The organism is Halorubrum sodomense, assembly GCF_900111935.1.
Classification (GTDB): Archaea; Halobacteriota; Halobacteria; order Halobacteriales; family Haloferacaceae; genus Halorubrum; species Halorubrum sodomense.
On the sequence record NZ_FOYN01000003.1, the window covers coordinates 147,569 to 164,633 of the forward strand.

The following is a 17,065-nucleotide window of genomic DNA, read 5'->3' on the forward strand; positions in this document are numbered from 1 at the left end:
GCGGGGTACCGGCGACGTCGGCTCAGTCGGTGAGGTCGACGACGGTCGCGTCCGCGAGTCCCGCGAGCGTCTCGGGCTCGACCACGAACACCGCGTTCGGTGTCCCCGCCGCGCCGTAGACGGTGTCGTACTCGGTGAGCGTCGGATCGAAGACGGTCGGCAGCGCGGCGTCGTGGCAGACCGGTGGAACGCCGCCGATGCTCCAGCCGACGACCTCGCGGATCCGGTCGGGGTCGCCCATCTCGGCGGCGTCGGCACCGAAGTGGTCCGCGACGGCATCGAGGTCTAGCCGGTTCGCGCCGCTCGTGATCGCCGCGACGAGGTCGTCGGGCGGAGCCCGACCGCCGGACCCCCGTCGCGCCTCGTCGTCGCCGCGGGAAAGCGAGACGATGATCGTCGACGCGATGGCGCCCGTCTCGCAGCCCAGGGCGTCGGCCGCGGCGGCCGCGGTCTCGGTGCTGGCGTCGAACTCCAGCACGTCGACGTCGGCGTCGTACCGTTCCCGGGCTCGCTCCCCGAACTCCGCCGCGCGTGGATGCATGCGATCGGAGCCGCGCCCGGACGATATCAAGCCCTCGGACGCGGTGAAACTGCGCCAAGTCAATCGGCGTCAGCGGCGTCTCTGATCCCGTCAGCGGCGGTTCAGACCGCGTCAGCGCCGGTTCGGACCCCGTCAGCGGGTCCGCAGCTCGTCTTTGTCCTTGATCACGCGGGCGTCGCCCTCGCCGGAGGTGACCTCGTTGACGAGGTCGTAGAGGTCGTTCTGGAGCCCGGCGGGGAACGTGAGCACGCCGACCCACGAGCCGTCGTTCTGCCACTCCTCGCGCTCTAAGTCACCGAACTCCCGGATCTGGGCCTGCCCGGACCCCGCGTAGTCGGCCGGGAGCTGGACCGCCATCGTCACCTCCTCGAACCGGATCGGGATCACGGGTCGGAGCGCCTCGAGCGCGTCGTCCACCTGGTTCTCCACCGGCTCCATCGGATCGATCTGGAACCCGGCCTCCTCGAGGGCGCGCTCGATACGCTCGGGGGGGTGCGGCGAGTCGTCCATCTGCGGGTTCACCGCGTTGCGCGTGATGGTGGTGACCAGCTGGTTGTGCTTGCGCTCTTGCATCTCCTCGCGCTGCTCGGCGGTGATCTGGATCTCTCCGCGCTCGACGACCTCGGGGATGATCGAGAGCGCGTCCGTGGTGCCGAAAACGGTCTCTAAGTCCTCCTCGGCGGGCCGGTCCCCGCGCGAGGCGTTCTCGAAGACGTCCTCCGCGGCGATGACGTCTTCCAACTCCCCCTCGAACTCCCCGCGTTTGATCGCGAGCGCGGCGTCGGGGTCGATCAGGACCTCGAAGCGCTCCCCGTGCGACTCCAGTCGGGCCGTCACGGCCTCGTCGAGCGATATCATACCGGAGGGTACCACCCCCGCGGGCAAAAAGCCTCCCGCCGCCGCCGGTCGTCGCGTCGAGTCGTCGGGTCCGGGCGTCGCGCCGCCGCTCCCCCGACTACCCGCCCGCCGTCGGCCGCTCGTCGTCCCACTCCGCTCGGCACGCCTGCGAGCAGAAGTGCCGGTGAACGACGTCGTCGCCGTCGACCCACGTCACCGTTCGGTGCCCGGTCCCCAGCGCCGGCTCGCCGCACGTCGCGCAACTCGGCGCGGACTCCTCGTCGACGTCCTCCTCGAGCTCCGAGGTCGGATCCACCATACCTCCCGGTACGCCCGCGGACACTTGAACCCGCGAAGGGCGGCAGTTCTGGCCACGGCTCCCCCGGTCTCGCACCGAGGGCGGGCCGATCGGGCGGGCGGCGTGGGCGCTCGCGTCGCTAGCGCGTCGTCCGCGCGTCGCGGTCGGTCGCCTCCTGTGACGGGTGTTTGACGGTGATCTCCCGGTCCGCGCTCGGTCCGACGACCGTCCGCTCGCGGCCGTCCGGCCACCGCACGTCCACGCGCAGCGGCTCCGCGTCCCCGAGTCCGAAGTGCGCGACCGGCTCCGTCTGACAGAGGCAGCCGCCGCCCGCGTCGATCGCTCGCCGCTGGACCCCGTCGTCGGTCTCCAGGGTGACGACGGCGCCGCGGGCCGGCGCGCCGTGCCGCGTCGTCGGACGTACCCGGAACCATCCGGCGGCCGACGCGTCGTCGTCGCCGTACGCCGTCACCGGCTGCGCGGCGACCTCGCCGTGGACGACGAGGAGCTCCAGCGCCCCGTCGCCGTCGAGGTCGGTCGCGACCGCGCCGGTACCGAACCCGTCCGGCTCCGCGGCCGCCCCGAGCGACGCCGCCTCCCAGCGCGCCGCCTCGTCGGACCCGTCGACCCGCTCGAACAGGCGGTTCTCGGCGCCGCAGACGTTGAAGAAGAGCTCCTCGCGCCCGTCGTTATCGAAGTCCGCGGCGACCACGGTCCGGACCGCTCCGACGTCGCGGAGCGCCGGCGGGGCCACGTCGTCGTACCCGCCGCCGGGCGAACAGCGCAGGAGGCGGCTCGGGGCCGCCTCGTTGCCGACCGCGAGGGCGAACGTCCCTCCTTCGTCGACGACCGCGGCGCCGCGCGTGTCGCCGGCGGGGTCCGAGAGGTCCGGTCCGCCGTCGGTCCGGACGTAGTGGCCGTCGCGGTTGCTGAACAGGCGGTTCGGCCCGCCCTCGACGCCCGCGAACAGGTCGCCCTCGCGGGAGCGGTACGGGACCGCGAGCAGCGACCGACACCCGCCGTCCACCTCCAGCCCGACCGCCTCGGCCATGTCGGTGATCTCGCCGTCGTCACCGAGCTCGTAGAACGCGAGCGGCGCGGCGTACCCGGAGACGGCGACCCCGTATCTCCCGGTCCCCAGCCGGTCGAGCGCCGCGACCGACCGGCCGGCGCGGACGTCGAGCCGGTCGGCGTTCACCTCGCGGGCGAACACGTCGGTCCAGCGGTACCGGTCGGCCTCCAGGCGGCTCAAGAGGAGGTCGGGGTCGCCGCCGTCGACGCCGCGCGCGCAGTTGTGGACGTACACCTCCTCGCAGCCGTCGGCGTCGAGGTCGGCCGCGCACACGCCCATCCCGTGGCGCGTCCCGTCGGCGACGATGCCGCAGGCGGTGTCCGAGAAGCGGCCGTCCTCCCGGGCGTACAGCCGGTTCGGCTCGCCGTAGCCGGCGACGAAGACGAGCGGCCCGTCGCGGCCCGGCGTCACCGCGACGCCGTACCCGCGCATCGGGCGCCCGTCGTCGACGAGCGAGGACCGCTCCGTGAACATGGCCGTCCGTCACCGCTCCGAGAATATGAACGCACGGGTTGGATACGACCGCGCGGCGGCGGGAGGAAATCGACGGCCGGGCTAGAGGTGCCGCTCGATGTACCGGTTCACCCGCGAGACGCGCTCCGCGTCGAACGTCCAGAGGCCGCGCCAGACGCGGGGCTCCGTCTCGACCGCGAGGAGCCCGACGCCCCCCTCGATCCCCCGCACGAGGTCGCTTCTCGGGTCGCTCTCGGCCGGGTGCGGTCCCTCCGGAGGGCGGTACACCACGAACCAGCTGTCGGTGAAGTCCGGGTCGTCCCCGGCGTGGACGACCGCGTCGAGGTCCGTCGGGAGCTCGTCGGGGACGCCGTAGAGGTGCGTGTCGACGCCGGTGTCGGAGACGCGCTCGTACACCTCGCGCGTGCCGACCTCGTCGTCGATTCGCGAGAGCCGCTGGAACGACGAGCGCAGGGTGCCGTCGCCGGCGGTCCACGCCGCCCGCTCGATGAACCGCGAGATGGTGATCAGGAGCAGCTTCTGCCGGTTCGACTCGGGATACCCTCGAAGCGTGAACGTCGCGTCGTCGAGGCCGCTTATCACCGACGGGAGATCGACGTCCCCCAGCGGCCGGCTCCCGGTGACGTACAGGTCGGAGTTGACGAACAGCACGGCGTCACCGAGCTCGCCGAGCGTCGAGCCGGCGACCACCTCGTCGCCCTCCATGAGCAGCACGAGGTTCTCGATGTCGTCGGGGTCGTCCCCGTCGAACGGGACGTCGTCGTGGCGGCGGAGCACGTCGACGTCGATCGACGGGGCGGGTTCGTCGCCGTCGACGACGCCGCTCGTCGTCAGCTCCCGGGCGGTCAGTCCCCCCCGTCGCTCGGGGCCGGCGACCCCGGCGCCGTCGGTCGCGGGCCGCTCGGCGTCGCCCGTCGTCATCCGGCCGTCGACCACCCGCACTGCGTCGTCGCCGAACGTGTCCACGAGCATGTTCAAAACCGGGTCCGGGTCGGTTCGGTTGACGGTGACCACGGACCGCTCGGGGCCGTCGAAGCGATCGAGAAACTGTTCGAGTGTCACGTACCCCGACTGAGCGATTTCGCCCCATAAGGATTCGCGCGCAGTTATCGGAGTTGAGAACGAACGGTGCCGACGACGGGACTGACCACGCCCGCGGGCAGCGCCCGTAGCCGTTCGGGGCCGGCGACCCCGATCGGCGGACCGGTGCCGCTACGCGCCGAGCGTGTCCGCCAGCAGCTGAAGCGGGTGTTCGATCTCGTAGCCGGTGCCGTGTTCCATCTGCATCGCGCAGGTCGGGCACTCCGTCATGCCCACGTCGCCCTCCGCGTCCTCCATGTGATCGAACATCTCCGCGCCGATCTCCATCGACTTCTCGTACTTCTCCTCCTTCCAGCCGTACGTGCCGGAGATGCCCGAACAGGAGTCGCCGACGTCCTCCATCGTCACGCCGTCGACGTCGCGGAACGTCTCGACCGCCTGCCGGGAGAGCCCCTGATTGCGGGCGTGACACGGCGCGTGGTACGCGAACGCGCGCTCGTCGTCGAGCCCGCCGGCCGCGTCGAGTTCGCCCTCGAGGTCCTCGTGGATCCGGAGGTACTCCAGCGCCTCGAAGGTGTGCTCGGCCACGTCCTCGATCCCGTGGAGGTCGAACAGCTCGGGGTACTCCTGGCGCAGCGACATCGAACAGGAGGTACAGGACGCGATCACGTCGGCGCCCTCCCCGATGGCCTCGACGAGGTTCTCGACGTTCGTCTCCGCGTGGCGCCGGGCGTCCTTCAGCATCCCGTTCGCGAACATCGGGGTGCCAGAGCACTTCTGGGGCGGCACCATCACCTCGTAGCCGAAGTGCTCGTACACGCGGACCATGGCCTTCCCGACCTCGGGGGTGTTGTAGTTGGAGTAGCAGCCGTGGAAGTACGCCACGCGCTTGTCGGGGTTCTCCACCTGCGCGCCGCCGCGCGCCTTCCACCACTCGCGGAACGTCTCCGTGGCGAACTCGGGGAAGTCGCGCTCCTTAGGGATCCCCATCACCTTCTCCATCGCCCACCGCGCGGGCCCGAAGTTCATCGCGAACGACGCCGTCCGCGGGAACATGCTGGCGAGGCTCGCGGACGTGCGGTAGTTGGCCAATATCCGGTTCCGGACGTACTCCACCGAGAGCTTCTCCATCTGCCGCTCGACGAACTGCCCGCGGGCCTCGTTGTGCATCTGCGAGAGCGGCACCGAGGAGGGGCAGGCGTCGTCGCAGCGCATGCAGTTCGAACAGGAGGTGATCGACTCGTCGATGTCGTGGTCCCCCTTCCGCTTGAGCCGCCACTGCTCCGGCCCCTGGAACTTCGGCCCCGGGAACTCGTCGTCGACCTCCGCCACCGGACAGGAGGTGTCGCAGCTCGTGCACTTGTAACAGGAGTCGGCCCCCTCGCGGAGGTCGAGGTCGCCGCCGGGGAACACGTCGACGGGGTCGTACGCGTCGGGGTCGAGCTCGGTCGAGTCGGTCCCGCCCGGCGCGCTCTCCGCCCCGCCCGAGGCGCTCTCGACGCCGCCGTCGGTGGCGGCGCGGTCGCTCGCGCCGCGACCGCCGCCCGCCTCGCCCTCGGGCACCTCCCCCTCGTCGGGGACGAATATCGACGGCTGCTCGTCGCGCCCCGCCTCGGGGACGCCCGGACTCGGGCTCCCGCAGCCGCAGTCCCCGCATCCCGCGCGCTCGCGGGCCGCATCGCGCCCGCCGCTCGGTCCGTTCGTCCCGTTCGAGTCCTCAGCGTCCCCGTCGTCGTCCGTGTGTCGTGTCATTGGCTCGCCTCCGTCGCCGCCCGCCGCCCGGCCACGAGGCCGGTCGCGAGCGACACCCCGCTCGCGGACTTCTCCCGCGCCGCGTCCGCGCCGCCGACGACGCCGCCGGCCGCGAACACGTTCTCGTACTGTACCTCGCCGTCGGCGTCCGTGGGCCGACACCGCCCGTCGGGCCGGACCCCGAACCGGGCGTACGGCTGATCGCCGAACGCGTCGTCGACGAACCACTCGTACCGGTCGTCGGGCTGGTCGACGTACAGGTCGAAGACCGGCTCGCGGACGCCCTCGCGGTCGGAGTCGAGCCCCTTGCCGACCAGCCCGCCGGTCGCCAGCACGAACGCGTCCGCGCCGTACGGCGCCGTCCGCCCCTTCCGGTCGACCGCGACCGATTCCACCCGGCCGTCGCTCGCGGACTCGACGCCGACCACGGGGTTGCCGGTCTCGAACCGGACGCCCTCGGCGTCGAGCGCGTCGAACAGCCGGTCCTCTAAGCGGAGGCCCGGAAGGCTCGGCGGCCCCATCGGAATCTCGAACACGTCGGCGCCGAGCCGGTCCGCGAGCTCCGCGCGGACCTCGTCGCCCTCGTCGTCGCCGAGGAACGCCGGGAAGCCGACGCGCTCGACGCGGTCGACCCCGCCCTCCTCGTCAACGACGTCGTGGAGGTGCGGCGCGACCGCCTTCGCCAGCGCCTCGCGCGCCGGTACGCCGTCGATGGCCTCGTCGTGGTCGAGCGCCTTCGCGAGCCGGGTGATCTTCGCGTCGGCGCGGAACGCCTCCGCGAACTCGACCTCGGTCCCCGCGGCGTCGAACGGGACGCCCGCGGCCTCCAGCCGGCCCGCGAAGGCGCGCGCGTCGTACTCGGTGAGCGACCGGAACCCGACGATCAGCATCGGCCGGTCGTCGCTGGCCAGCCCGGCCTCCGCGGCCGCCGGGTACCGCGCCGTCGGCTTCACCGCGCCGCCGAACGTCGGAACGAGGGCGTTGCGCTCGGTGTGGCCCCCGCGGTACGCGTCGCCCGCGAGGTCGTCGAACAGGTCGAGCCCCTCGCGGAGCGCGTCGCTCCCCACGATCCGGTAGGGATGGCTCTCGGGGAGTCGGTCGATTCCCTCGAACGGGTCCGCGAGCGGTCCCTCCGGGTCCGGCCACTCGTCGCGGTCGAGTTCGCGCCCCGCGGTCGGCGGCCCGTCGCGGAGCGGCTTGGCGGGTTCGGTCGCCGGGACGTAGCCGAGCGCGTCGATCAGCCCGGACGCTTGCCGCAGCGTGCTCGCCTTGTGGGAGACGAGCCGCACGTCCGCGCCCTCGCGGGCGGCCGACACCGCGGCCGTGACCGCGGCGAGCCCGCCGCCGACCACGAGGACGTCGCTGTTAATCGCCATCAGCGACCTCCGCCGTCGGTGGTCGCGTCGCCGTTTGCGCGCCCACCGTTAGTGGTCGCGTCGCCGTTTGCGCGCCCACCGTTAGTGGTCGCGTCGCCGTTGGCGCGCCCACCGTCGGCCGCCGCGGTCCCCGTTTCTCCGCTCGAACCGTCGGCGCCGGGCGAGCCGGCGTCGGCGCCCGCGTCGAACGCGCCGAAGTCGACTTCCTCGTCCAGGCTCGCGGGGTCGCCGTCGCGGTTCATCGTCGTCGCGTGGAGCATGTGGTTCAACATCGCCTGCGAGAGCTGCTCGCCCCACAGCGCGTGGCGCTGGCCCTTCCAGCGCTCCTGGTACAGCTCGTCCTCGGCGTCGCGGACGACGGGCTCGGGGTACTCCTCGGCGAGCTCCGCGGCGATCCGGTGGGTACAGAAGCCGCCCTGACAGTTCCCCATCGAGGCGCGGGTCCGCAGCCGGACCGCGTTGAGGTCGGAGCCGGCCTCGCCGATCGCGTCCTGGACCTCCGCGCGCGTCACGCTCTCGCAGTTGCAGACGATCGGGTTCGGGTCGTACTCGTCGAGCACGTCGTCGGCCCGGGAGCCGAGCCGCTGGCCCGAGCGCCGCGCGACCGGCGAGCGCAGCCCGAACTCGTCCATCAGCTCCGCCATGCGCGCCTCGCTCTCCGAGCCCGGCAGCGGCGCCTCCGCGGTGTCGCAGGTCGCCTCGTGGCCGAGCGTCTCGCAGACGTGGTCGGAGATGGACTCGGCCATCATCCGGTAGGTGGTGAGCTTCCCGCCGACGATGGTGGTCATTCCCGGCAGGTCGTCGCGGTCGCCGTGGTCGAGGAGGAAGTAGTCGCGCGTGATGTCCGTCGGGTCCTCCGTGCCCGTCCCCGGGGGCTCGTAGAGGGGCCGGACGCCCCAGAACGAGCGGAGCGTCCGCGCGTCCTCGAGCGCGGGCACGAGCTCCGAGAGGGTCTCGATCATCAGGTCCACCTCCCACTCCTCTTCGGGGTAGTCCTCGGGGTCGTCGACCTCCTCGTCGGTCGTGCCGAGGATACAGGCCGTCTCGTGGGGGACGATGATGTCGGCGTCGCCCTTCGGCCGGCAGCGGTTGACCACGGTGTCGACCTGCCGGGTGTTCATCACCGTCATCACGCCCTTCGAGGGACGGACCTCCACGTCGACGCCCGCCATCTCGCCGACGTTGCCCGCCCACGCGCCGGTCGCGTTCACGACGTGGCGCGCGCGGATCTCCTCGGTCGTCCCCGGCTCGCGGTGGACCCGCTTGCCGGGGCCGGTCTCGTGTTCGACCTCGACGCCGACGACCGCGCCGTCCTCGACGAGCACGTCGGTCACCGGCGCGTGCGTCTCGATCCGCGCGCCGTGCTCGCGGGCGTCGGCGGCGTTGGAGACGCAGAGCCGGAAGGGGTCGACCGCGCCGTCGGGCAAGGCGATCGCCTTCTCGACGTCTCGCGCGAGGTACGGCTCGCGGCGCCGCGCCTCCTCGCCGTCGATCACCTCGACGGGGATGTCACACGCCTTACACCCCTCCAGCTTCTCCTGGAAGTACTCCTCGGAGTCCTCGGGTCGCTTGACGAACATTCCGCCCGTCTCCTCGACGCAGTGCGCCGCGATGTCGCGGAGGACGCGGTTCTCCTCGATGCACTCCTTCGCGCTCTTCTGATCCGAGACCGCGTAGCGGCCCCCGCTGTGGAGGAGCCCGTGCATCCGCCCGGTCGTGCCGTGCGTCAGGTTCCCCTTCTCGACGAGGACCGCGTCGAGCCCGCGCCGCGCCAGGTCCCTGACGACGCCGCACCCCGTCGACCCCCCACCGACGACGACGACGTCCACTTGTCTGTCCATGGGAGGTCCTTGGACCCCGACCACTTTACTTTACCTCCCGGCGCACTTCGATCATAACTATCAGGGACGTTCAAGTAGTGTAATCGCTGCCAATGCCGGTGTGTTTATATACTACACTTTTTCACTCACGCCGATATCCGGATTTTAACAGGAAGATTATTATGGTAGTACATTATGTTCACGATTGGCGTGGTAGCTTCCGTGAAGATATGTCGGGACGGCGTCGATACGCCTCTCGGCCGCCCCGAGTCGGCTCCGGACGGGCCTGGCTCGGCGGACGCGAAATGCGGCAGCGAACGCGGCGCCGAGGTCGCGCTCGACGACGAGCGCGACCCGGTCACCGCCGCGCACGGACCAGCGCCACAGGAGGGATCCACAACATGACACAGTACGTCGGTGCGATAGACCAGGGGACGACCGGGACCCGATTCATGGTGTTCGACCATGCGGGGCAGGTCGTCGCGAACGCTTACGAACAGCACGAACAGATCTACCCGAACCCGGGCTGGGTCGAACACGACCCGATCGAGATCTGGGAGAACACCCAGCAGGTCGTCCTCGACGGCCTCGCGGACGCCGGCCTCGACGCCGACCAGCTCGAGGCGATCGGCATCACGAACCAGCGCGAGACGACGATCGTGTGGGACAAAGACTCCGGGAAGCCGGTCCACAACGCTCTCGTGTGGCAGGACCGCCGGACGACCGACCGGGTCGAGGAGCTTCAGGAAGCGGACAGAGTCGAGGACATCCGCGAGAAGACCGGCCTCGAGGCCGACGCGTACTTCTCCGCGACCAAGACCGAGTGGATTCTCGACAACGCCGAGCCGCTCAAGATGCAGAGCTCGCGCGGCGGCGACCTCCGCGACCGCGCCCGCGAGGGCGAACTCGTGATGGGGACGATCGACGCGTGGCTCATCTACAACCTCACGGGCAACCATATCACGGACGTCACCAACGCCTCCCGGACGATGCTGTACAACATCCGGGAGATGGAGTGGGACGACGAGCTCTTAGCGGAGTTCGACGTACCGAAGGAGATGGTGCCCGAGGTGCGCCCCTCCTCCGACGAGGACTACTACGGCCACACCGACCCCGACGGCTTCCTCGGCGAGGAGGTCCCGGTCGCCGGCGCCTTGGGCGACCAGCAGGCCGCGCTGTTCGGGCAGACCTGCTTCGACGAGGGGGACGCGAAGAACACCTACGGCACCGGCTCGTTCTACCTGATGAACACCGGGACCGACGCCGTCGAGTCCGACCACGGACTGCTGACGACGATCGGGTTCCAGATGTCCGGCGAGCCCGTCCAGTACGCGCTTGAGGGCTCCATCTTCATCACCGGTGCCGCCATCGAGTGGCTCGAAGACGTCGACCTCATCAACAACGCGGCACAGACCGCGGAGCTCGCGCGCTCGGTCGACTCGACCGACGGCGTCTACATGGTCCCGGCGTTCACCGGGCTCGGCGCCCCGCACTGGGACGGTCGCGCCCGCGGCACCATCGTCGGGATGACCCGCGGGACAAGCAAGGAGCACATCGTGCGGGCGACGCTCGAGTCGATCGCCTACCAGACCCGCGACATCGCCGAGGCCATGGAGGCCGACTCCGGCGTGGAGACCACGACGCTCCGCGTCGACGGCGGCGCGGTGAAGAACAACTTCCTCTGTCAGCTCCAGTCCGACATCATCCAGACCGAGATCGCGCGACCGGAGGTCGACGAGACGACCGCGCTCGGCTCGGCGTACGCCGCCGGCCTCGCCGTCGGCTACTGGGACAACGTCGACGAGCTGCGCGACAACTGGCAGGTCGACCGCGAGTTCACGCCCGAGAAGTCGCAGGGCGAGGTCGACAAGCTGTACGGCCGCTGGGACGACGCGGTCGAGCGCTCGAAGAACTGGGCGATCGACGAGGAGGACGAGTAAATGAACGAACTGCTGCTTCAGGTCCCGGTCCTCGGGATCGAGGTCAAGCTGTTCGTCATGCTGCTCATCACCGCGCTCGCCGGCGGCGCGTTCGGGGCCGCGATCGGCGCGCTCCCGGCGTTCATTTTCACCGGGTTCGTCGTCTTCCTCGGTGAGGGTATCGGCATCCTTCAGCGACAGATCGGCGCGGTCGAAGGCATCCCCGCGGGCGAGCTCGCCGCGGGCATCACCGGCGTCATCGGGTTCGGTGCCATAACCGGCCCACACATCGTGTTCGCGGGCGGCGTGGCCGCCTCGGCGTACGCGGGCAAAAAGTACCCCGACATGAACCCCGCGGACGGCGGGTACCACTTCGGGAAGGACATCACGTATGCGTTCGGCACGAAGCCTGACATCCTCGCCGTGGGCGCGATATTCGGCGTCGTCGGGATGCTGTTCACGCGGGTCGCCAACGGCGTCTTCATCAACGTCTTGGGGATGACGCCGCCGACCGACTTCATCGCGGTGTCCGTCTTCGCGACCGCGTTCCTCGCGCGGCCCGTATTCGGCTACCCGATCGTCGGGAGGCCGGCCGGCAAGGGCCTGCTCGACATGTCGCCGTTCGAGCGCGGCGACATGCACCCGCAGGCCGACGGCGGCGCCGAGGAACACGCCGGCCGGCCCGCGACCGAGCCGTGGCTCCCCCACCAGTACAAGTGGTCGGGCGTCGCCGCGATCGGTCTCGTCGGCGGGATCTTGGGCGGGTACATCTACCTCCAGACGGGGAGCATCTTCCTCGGCTACGCGATCTCGGCGATCAGCCTGCTGTTCCTGAACCTCGGCGTCGAGAAGATTCCGGTGACGCACCACATCACGCTGCTCGGGTCCGTCGGCGCCGTGGTCGCGGTGGGCGCGTTCGGCGACACCAGCGCGGTGACGCCGCTGGCGTCGGTGGGCGCGGTCGGCGCCGTCGTCGCGCTGCTCGCCGCCGGGGCGCTCGGCGCGCTCAGCGGCCTCGTCGGCGAGGTCACCCAGCGGCTGTTCTACTCGCACTCCGGGACCCACGTGGACCCCCCGGCGATGGCGATCGCGCTCACGATGCTCGTGATCGCGGTCCTCTCGATCCTCGGCGTCCTGCCGAACGCCGGGTACCTCTGAGCCCGCTCGCGGGAGCCGACGCGGCGTCGGCCTCTCGCGGCGGTCGAGAACGGCTCCGCCCGAGAAACACCTTCCGACCAAGTCGCCGGACACCAATGAGACCAGACCGGACACGCGACCGCCGACGAGACCGATCCCCGAGCGACCGCCGTCGCCGGGTCGACGCAGCCACCGCTTTCGGCCGCGACGGCGGTCGCGACGAGGACACCGCGGTCGACACCGATCGCGGCGGCGACACCGCGGCCGACACCGATCGCGACGGCGGCGCCGGTCGTCGCCGCGACCGGCTTCGTATCGCCGCCGCTTCGTGCCTGTTTTGTTCGGGAACCCCGGAGGGACGCCCGTGAACATCGACGACCGGATCGAGCGACGGCTCGGCTACGACACCGGCATGAGCGTTCTCGCCGACTTCGAGGCCGTCTCACCGGTCAGGCACGTCGACTCACCGATCGGTCGCGGTCCGGCGATAGAGCGACTGCTCGACGTGTTCGCGCCCGCATTCAACGGATCGCTCCCCCCGAGCGTCTACGTGTACGGTCCGAAGGGGAGCGGGAAGTCGGCGGTCGTCTCCGCGCTGTTCGACCGACTCGCGAGCCACAGCGGGCCGCGGCGGGCGATCCAGACGACGACGCGGGCGGTCGAGCCGACGATCCCCGGGTTCGTCTACGTCGACGCCCGACAGGCGTCGACCCGCTTCCGGCTGTACCACGCGATGCTGAACGCGATGAGCGACGACCCCGTTCCGGACCACGGGATCGGGACCGAGGAGCTGGCCGACTCGCTGCGCGACGCGATGCGCACCGGCCCCGAACTCGTCGTCGCCGTCGACCACGCGAACGAGTCCGAGACGCCGACGGCGACGACGCTGATCGACTGGCTCACCGAGGTCGGCGAGCGACTGACGCCGGCGTGTCTCGGCCGCGACCCGCCGGACGCGATCGAATGGGAACCCGAGACGACCGTCGAGTTCGCGAAGTACCGGCGGCACGTGCTCGTCGAACTGCTGACCAGTCGCTGTTCGACCGGGCTCGGCCGCGACGCGCTCAGCCACGACCAGATCCGCGAGATCGTCGAGTGGGCCGCGGGCGACGCCCACGACGCGCTCGCCGCCGTGATGGGCGCCGCGGTCAACGCGGAGCGGGCGGGCGCGTCGACGATCCGATCCGGAGATATCGACGCCGGTATCGACGGGGTCCCGCGCCCCTGCGTCTCGCTGGGTCGCGTCCTGGCGCTCCCCGAGAGCCGGGAGCGACTCCTCTACGAACTCACCGGGCTCTCGGACGCGGAGCGGTCAACCGTCGGTGAGGCGACGGCGGCCATCGCGGCGCGCCCGGGCGTCGACCTCTCGGCGTCGACGGTGCGGCGCGCGCTCTACGAACTGGCCGACGCCGGCCTGCTCGAACGCGTCACCGTCCACCGGAGCGACGGGAAGGGGCGGCCGCCGAGCCGGCTCGTCCCGCTTTTCCCGACGGTCGTGTTCCGCGAACTGTTCGACCGGCGCGCCCGGACGGGGTAGCCTCGCAGGGCCGGCAGCGGCCCGCTCCGCCGCCGACCCCCGCCGATCGAACGGAAGACAGTTGACCCCGAGTCACCGACTGGCGGGTATGGTCCCGCCGCTCGCGCTCGATATCGACGGCACGCTGACGACGCCGACCGGTCGGATCGACCCGCGGGCCTTCGAACTGCTGCCCGCGTGGGACGCGCCGATAGTGTTCGCCACCGGGAAGGCGTTCCCGTACCCGGTCGCGCTCGCGCACTTCCTCGGGCGCGAGGAGACCGTCATCGCCGAGAACGGCGGCGTCGCCCACGTCGAGGGCGAGACGGCGATCGTCGGCGACCCGGACGCGGCGCGAGCGGTCGTCGAGGCGTTCCGCGAGCGCGGCGGCGAGGTGGGCTGGGGCGACGGCGACACCGTGAACCGGTGGCGCGAGACGGAGGTCGCGCTCTCGCCCGACGCCGACGCGGATCTCCTGCGGGAGGTCGCCGCGGCCGTCGACGACGTGGAGGTCGTCGACACCGGCTACGCCTACCACGTCAAGTCGACGGCCGTGAGCAAGGGGCGGGCGCTCGGCGTGGTCGCCGACGCGCTCGGGGTCGGCCCCGCCTCGTTCGTCGCGGTCGGCGACAGCGAGAACGACGTCTCCACGTTCGAGGTCGCCGGCGAGTCCTACGCGGTCGCCAACGCGGACGACGCGGCCCGCGGGGCCGCCGACGCGGTCCTCGACGAGGGGTTCATGGACGGGACGGTCTCGGTGCTCGACGGGCTGCGCGAGCGCGCCGAGTAGTCGCACGCGGTCGCTGGCGCGGTCCCGCCGCCGACCCGGTCACTCCCCGCCGTAGGGGTACCGCGCCGTCGCGCCGCACTCGGTACACCGGACGACCACGCGCCCGGGCCGCGTCCGGACGCGGCTCGTCTTCCCGGGCCGGAGGTAGACGGCACAGTCGTCGCAGGCGCGCCTGGAGAGCTCGGAGGGAACGCCGCAGCGGTTCCGCTCGGCGATCCGGCGACCGCGGGCGACGTACTCGCGGGCGCGGTCGTACTCGTCGTCGACGACCGCCTCGCGGGCGAGGGCGAACAGCCGCTCGATCCGCTCCGCCGGGATGCCCATGTCACCGATGCCGGGGCGCGTCGCAAAAGGGGTTGTTATCCGTGGGAGTCAGTTCGGATCTGGGAGCCGAAGGCGCGGTCCGCGTCCCGCTGACCGGCGGGACCGCGGGGTGCCGTCAGGACTCGCGCCACTTGTGGCCGCACTCGACGCAGGTGAATAGACGGACCTCGTAGGAGCCCCCCGGCTTCGGCAGCATCTCGTAGCGGGCCCGGTCGCCGTCGCAGTCGTCCGCCGGACAGGGCTCTCGCATCGTGTCGGCGGAGCCCTCGGTCGCGTCGGCCACGGCGGGCGCCCCGTCGTCGCGCTGCGCGTCCCGCGTCGCCATCGCCGCCTCGTCCCCCGAGTCCCGGGGCTCCTCGGCGTCGCAGGAGTGGCACACCCACGCGTCGCCCTCGGCGTACATCGTCGACCCGCATTCGTCGCAGAACCGCATACGGAATCGACGTACGCCCACGGCTGATAAATACGTTAAGTTCCGAGCCGCCACGGCGGGGCCGACCCGCACGCTTTTTTATCGGTCCGATCCAATCGAGCGGTATGAAGGAATCCCTGATGGACGTGATCTGCTGTCCGCTCGATAAAGCGACTCTGGAACTCGAAGTCGACGAGGCGGACGACGAGGAGGTCCTCGCCGGGACGCTCACCTGTACGGAGTGCGGCGAGACGTACCCCATCGAGGACGGGATCCCGAATCTCCTCCCCCCGGACATGCGCGAAGAGGCGGCGGCGTAGGGCACCCCGACGCAGACGGACCGCGACGACGGCGGCGACACTCCCTCCGAAACCCTTGGCCGTGTGAATCTTTTTTTAGTACGGGGTCGTGGTCTCACCCGTGTCGACACTCGACGTCGAACTGAACGGGGAAGCGGTCCACGACATCGACGCCCCGGACTCGTTCGTCACCGACGGGCCGTTTCCGGTCGTGCTCGACAACAGCGGGCGCTCGACGCACGTCCACCTTCACTTCGACGACGACCTCGATCGGGTGGCCAGGGTCGAGGAGGGCAACCACTTCGTCGCCGACGAGGCCACCCGTCGCGTCCACGTCTCGACGGCCGACGTCGACGAACCGGTCCGGGGCAAACTGAAGGTCGTCACCGGCTACGGGTCGAACACGCGCTACGTCGACGTGCGGATCGACCCGTCGCCGGAGTCCTCGAACGAGTCGGTGGCCGTCGACGAGACCCTCTCCGCGCCCCCGGAGCGCGCTCCGGAGGCCCCGCGCGGCCAGCGCGCGGTGAACGCGCTCGACCGACTCGTCCAACGCGGCGGGACCGCGGGCGCGGCCCTGGGGTTGGTCGCGATCGCCGCGGGCGTCGCGCTCGCGCTCGTCGTCGACAGCCTCCTCGTCTCGGTCGCGGTGGGACTCGCCCTGATGATCGCGCTCGGCGCGGTCCTGCTCGCGGTGACGTGAGGCCCCGTCGCGGTCCGGTTCGCCTTCGGCTCGCTCCGGATCCGCGCGCTTTTAACCGTCCCGGCGGAACGAGAGGCCATGAGCTTCGAGAAGGAAGACGAGGTCGTGCTCCACGACAAACACAGCGAGTACGACGGCGAGTCGGGCACGATCACGCAGGTGATGGAGACGATGTTCGGCGACGCGACGTACACGGTCAGCTTCGAGGACGGCCAGGAGACGGGCGTCCCCGAGGACGCGCTCGACGCCGTCGAGAGCGAGGAGTAACGCCGCCCCCACTCGTACCGCATGCCGAAAGTCCCCTTCCACTACGTCGATCTCCGGGCGTTCTCGTACGCCACGGAAGACGAAAAACGGGTCGAGCAGGCGCTGTACAACCTCCTGCCCGAGGACGTCGAGCTCGACCGCGTCGAGAACGTGGGCCACCACGGGGACCGGATCGTCGTGCTGTCGGCGCGCGTCGAGCGAGCCGACGAGATGCGACACGTGCTGGACCGGCTGTCCGAACTGAACGACCTCGACCGCGTCCTCGACGAACTCGACGAGCGGGTCAACGACAACTGCGCGCTCTTCTTACGCCTCGACAAGCAGGCGGCGTTCCGCGGCGACGTCAGGCTCGGTCCCGGGCTCACCGTTCGGACGAAGGTCGAGGCGTACCCGGCGAAGAAGGAAACGGCGGTCGAGAACGCCCGCGAGACGCTCTCCCGGTTGGCGGACGCCGACGCCGACGACTGAGCGCCGATCACGGGAGTCG

Annotated in this window: 19 protein-coding genes; 9 read left to right on the forward strand and 10 right to left on the reverse strand. The window is 71.0% G+C overall.

What is annotated here, in order from left to right; genetic code table 11:
• Positions 1 to 22 precede the first annotated feature (22 nt).
• The 8 genes from BM286_RS10145 to glpA all read right to left on the reverse strand — a co-directional run bounded on the left by BM286_RS10145 (position 23) and on the right by glpA (position 9,232).
• Positions 23 to 541 carry a YbaK/EbsC family protein gene (locus BM286_RS10145; RefSeq protein ID WP_092921692.1) on the reverse strand — a complete coding sequence of 173 codons (519 nt, stop codon included), beginning with the start codon at positions 539 to 541 and terminating at the stop codon, positions 23 to 25.
• Between the two features lie 132 nt (positions 542 to 673).
• Positions 674 to 1,399 carry a ribosome assembly factor SBDS gene (locus tag BM286_RS10150; RefSeq protein ID WP_092921695.1) on the reverse strand — a complete coding sequence of 242 codons (726 nt, stop codon included), beginning with the start codon at positions 1,397 to 1,399 and terminating at the stop codon, positions 674 to 676.
• Positions 1,400 to 1,496: 97 nt separating this feature from the next.
• Entirely contained in the window at positions 1,497 to 1,697 is a 201-nt protein-coding gene (locus tag BM286_RS10155; RefSeq protein WP_092921697.1) for a DUF7576 family protein, read from the reverse strand.
• A 118-nt stretch (positions 1,698 to 1,815) separates the two neighbouring features.
• Complete coding sequence (locus tag BM286_RS10160) at positions 1,816 to 3,222, reverse strand: ASPIC/UnbV domain-containing protein (protein WP_092921699.1); 1,407 nt, start codon at positions 3,220 to 3,222, stop codon at positions 1,816 to 1,818.
• A gap of 81 nt (positions 3,223 to 3,303) precedes the next feature.
• Entirely contained in the window at positions 3,304 to 4,284 is a 981-nt protein-coding gene (locus tag BM286_RS10165) for a hypothetical protein (RefSeq protein WP_092921701.1), read from the reverse strand.
• A 150-nt stretch (positions 4,285 to 4,434) separates the two neighbouring features.
• A complete protein-coding gene (locus tag BM286_RS10170) occupies positions 4,435 to 6,015 on the reverse strand; it encodes an anaerobic glycerol-3-phosphate dehydrogenase subunit C (RefSeq protein WP_092921703.1) in 1,581 nt (526 codons plus the stop codon).
• Positions 6,012 to 7,391, reverse strand: a complete 1,380-nt coding sequence (gene glpB, locus BM286_RS10175; protein ID WP_092921705.1) for a glycerol-3-phosphate dehydrogenase subunit GlpB — start codon at positions 7,389 to 7,391, stop codon at positions 6,012 to 6,014. The genes BM286_RS10170 and glpB overlap by 4 nt, the downstream gene beginning before the upstream one ends.
• Positions 7,391 to 9,232: an anaerobic glycerol-3-phosphate dehydrogenase subunit GlpA gene (gene glpA, locus BM286_RS10180; protein ID WP_092921707.1), complete on the reverse strand. Its 1,842-nt coding sequence runs from the start codon at positions 9,230 to 9,232 to the stop codon at positions 7,391 to 7,393. The genes glpB and glpA overlap by 1 nt, the downstream gene beginning before the upstream one ends.
• 174 nt (positions 9,233 to 9,406) lie before the next feature.
• Here glpA and BM286_RS10185 point away from each other — a divergent pair, with 174 nt between their 5' ends.
• From BM286_RS10185 to BM286_RS10210, 5 genes are all read left to right on the forward strand, one after another.
• The gene (locus tag BM286_RS10185; RefSeq protein WP_092921709.1) at positions 9,407 to 9,616 is read left to right on the forward strand and encodes a hypothetical protein; all 210 of its coding nucleotides are present in this window, start codon (positions 9,407 to 9,409) and stop codon (positions 9,614 to 9,616) included.
• Entirely contained in the window at positions 9,613 to 11,151 is a 1,539-nt protein-coding gene (gene glpK, locus BM286_RS10190; RefSeq protein ID WP_092921711.1) for a glycerol kinase GlpK, read from the forward strand. Before BM286_RS10185 ends, glpK begins: the two co-directional genes overlap by 4 nt.
• Positions 11,152 to 12,288, forward strand: coding sequence for a hypothetical protein (locus BM286_RS10195; protein ID WP_092921713.1), 1,137 nt, complete (start codon positions 11,152 to 11,154; stop codon positions 12,286 to 12,288).
• Positions 12,289 to 12,631: 343 nt separating this feature from the next.
• Positions 12,632 to 13,804: a Cdc6/Cdc18 family protein gene (locus tag BM286_RS10205; protein WP_092921717.1), complete on the forward strand. Its 1,173-nt coding sequence runs from the start codon at positions 12,632 to 12,634 to the stop codon at positions 13,802 to 13,804.
• A gap of 88 nt (positions 13,805 to 13,892) precedes the next feature.
• Positions 13,893 to 14,573: an HAD-IIB family hydrolase gene (locus BM286_RS10210; protein WP_092921719.1), complete on the forward strand. Its 681-nt coding sequence runs from the start codon at positions 13,893 to 13,895 to the stop codon at positions 14,571 to 14,573.
• Between the two features lie 39 nt (positions 14,574 to 14,612).
• Here BM286_RS10210 and BM286_RS10215 read toward each other — a convergent pair whose 3' ends face one another.
• Together BM286_RS10215 and BM286_RS10220 are read right to left on the reverse strand one after the other, a co-directional pair.
• The gene (locus BM286_RS10215; protein WP_092921721.1) at positions 14,613 to 14,897 is read right to left on the reverse strand and encodes a ribonuclease P protein component 4; all 285 of its coding nucleotides are present in this window, start codon (positions 14,895 to 14,897) and stop codon (positions 14,613 to 14,615) included.
• Positions 14,898 to 15,012: 115 nt separating this feature from the next.
• The gene (locus BM286_RS10220) at positions 15,013 to 15,330 is read right to left on the reverse strand and encodes an RPA12/RPB9/RPC11 RNA polymerase family protein (protein WP_092921723.1); all 318 of its coding nucleotides are present in this window, start codon (positions 15,328 to 15,330) and stop codon (positions 15,013 to 15,015) included.
• A 104-nt stretch (positions 15,331 to 15,434) separates the two neighbouring features.
• On the opposite strand from BM286_RS10220, the gene BM286_RS10225 reads away from it, so the two are divergent.
• The 4 genes from BM286_RS10225 (at position 15,435) to BM286_RS10240 (ending at position 17,046) form a co-directional block, all read left to right on the forward strand.
• On the forward strand, positions 15,435 to 15,629 hold the full coding sequence (locus BM286_RS10225) for a methytransferase partner Trm112 (protein WP_174549002.1): 195 nt from the start codon (positions 15,435 to 15,437) through the stop codon (positions 15,627 to 15,629).
• A 100-nt stretch (positions 15,630 to 15,729) separates the two neighbouring features.
• Positions 15,730 to 16,311 (forward strand): DUF7524 family protein, encoded by a 582-nt coding sequence (locus BM286_RS10230; protein WP_174549003.1) that lies wholly within the window; start codon positions 15,730 to 15,732, stop codon positions 16,309 to 16,311.
• A gap of 78 nt (positions 16,312 to 16,389) precedes the next feature.
• Complete coding sequence (locus BM286_RS10235; RefSeq protein ID WP_006113388.1) at positions 16,390 to 16,578, forward strand: hypothetical protein; 189 nt, start codon at positions 16,390 to 16,392, stop codon at positions 16,576 to 16,578.
• A 21-nt stretch (positions 16,579 to 16,599) separates the two neighbouring features.
• Positions 16,600 to 17,046: an RNA-binding protein gene (locus BM286_RS10240; protein ID WP_092921727.1), complete on the forward strand. Its 447-nt coding sequence runs from the start codon at positions 16,600 to 16,602 to the stop codon at positions 17,044 to 17,046.
• Positions 17,047 to 17,065 lie beyond the last annotated feature (19 nt).

Coding starts and splice junctions, on each gene's coding strand:
- BM286_RS10170 (WP_092921703.1), bottom strand. CDS start 6,015: ATGACACGACACACGGACGACGACGGGGACGCTGAGGACTCGAACGGG.
- BM286_RS10195 (WP_092921713.1), top strand. CDS start 11,152: ATGAACGAACTGCTGCTTCAGGTCCCGGTCCTCGGGATCGAGGTCAAG.
- glpA (WP_092921707.1), bottom strand. CDS start 9,232: ATGGACAGACAAGTGGACGTCGTCGTCGTCGGTGGGGGGTCGACGGGG.
- BM286_RS10220 (WP_092921723.1), bottom strand. CDS start 15,330: ATGCGGTTCTGCGACGAATGCGGGTCGACGATGTACGCCGAGGGCGAC.
- BM286_RS10145 (WP_092921692.1), bottom strand. CDS start 541: ATGCATCCACGCGCGGCGGAGTTCGGGGAGCGAGCCCGGGAACGGTAC.
- BM286_RS10240 (WP_092921727.1), top strand. CDS start 16,600: ATGCCGAAAGTCCCCTTCCACTACGTCGATCTCCGGGCGTTCTCGTAC.
- glpB (WP_092921705.1), bottom strand. CDS start 7,391: ATGGCGATTAACAGCGACGTCCTCGTGGTCGGCGGCGGGCTCGCCGCG.
- BM286_RS10235 (WP_006113388.1), top strand. CDS start 16,390: ATGAGCTTCGAGAAGGAAGACGAGGTCGTGCTCCACGACAAACACAGC.
- BM286_RS10225 (WP_174549002.1), top strand. CDS start 15,435: ATGAAGGAATCCCTGATGGACGTGATCTGCTGTCCGCTCGATAAAGCG.
- BM286_RS10215 (WP_092921721.1), bottom strand. CDS start 14,897: ATGGGCATCCCGGCGGAGCGGATCGAGCGGCTGTTCGCCCTCGCCCGC.
- BM286_RS10155 (WP_092921697.1), bottom strand. CDS start 1,697: ATGGTGGATCCGACCTCGGAGCTCGAGGAGGACGTCGACGAGGAGTCC.
- BM286_RS10210 (WP_092921719.1), top strand. CDS start 13,893: ATGGTCCCGCCGCTCGCGCTCGATATCGACGGCACGCTGACGACGCCG.
- glpK (WP_092921711.1), top strand. CDS start 9,613: ATGACACAGTACGTCGGTGCGATAGACCAGGGGACGACCGGGACCCGA.
- BM286_RS10185 (WP_092921709.1), top strand. CDS start 9,407: ATGTTCACGATTGGCGTGGTAGCTTCCGTGAAGATATGTCGGGACGGC.
- BM286_RS10150 (WP_092921695.1), bottom strand. CDS start 1,399: ATGATATCGCTCGACGAGGCCGTGACGGCCCGACTGGAGTCGCACGGG.
- BM286_RS10160 (WP_092921699.1), bottom strand. CDS start 3,222: ATGTTCACGGAGCGGTCCTCGCTCGTCGACGACGGGCGCCCGATGCGC.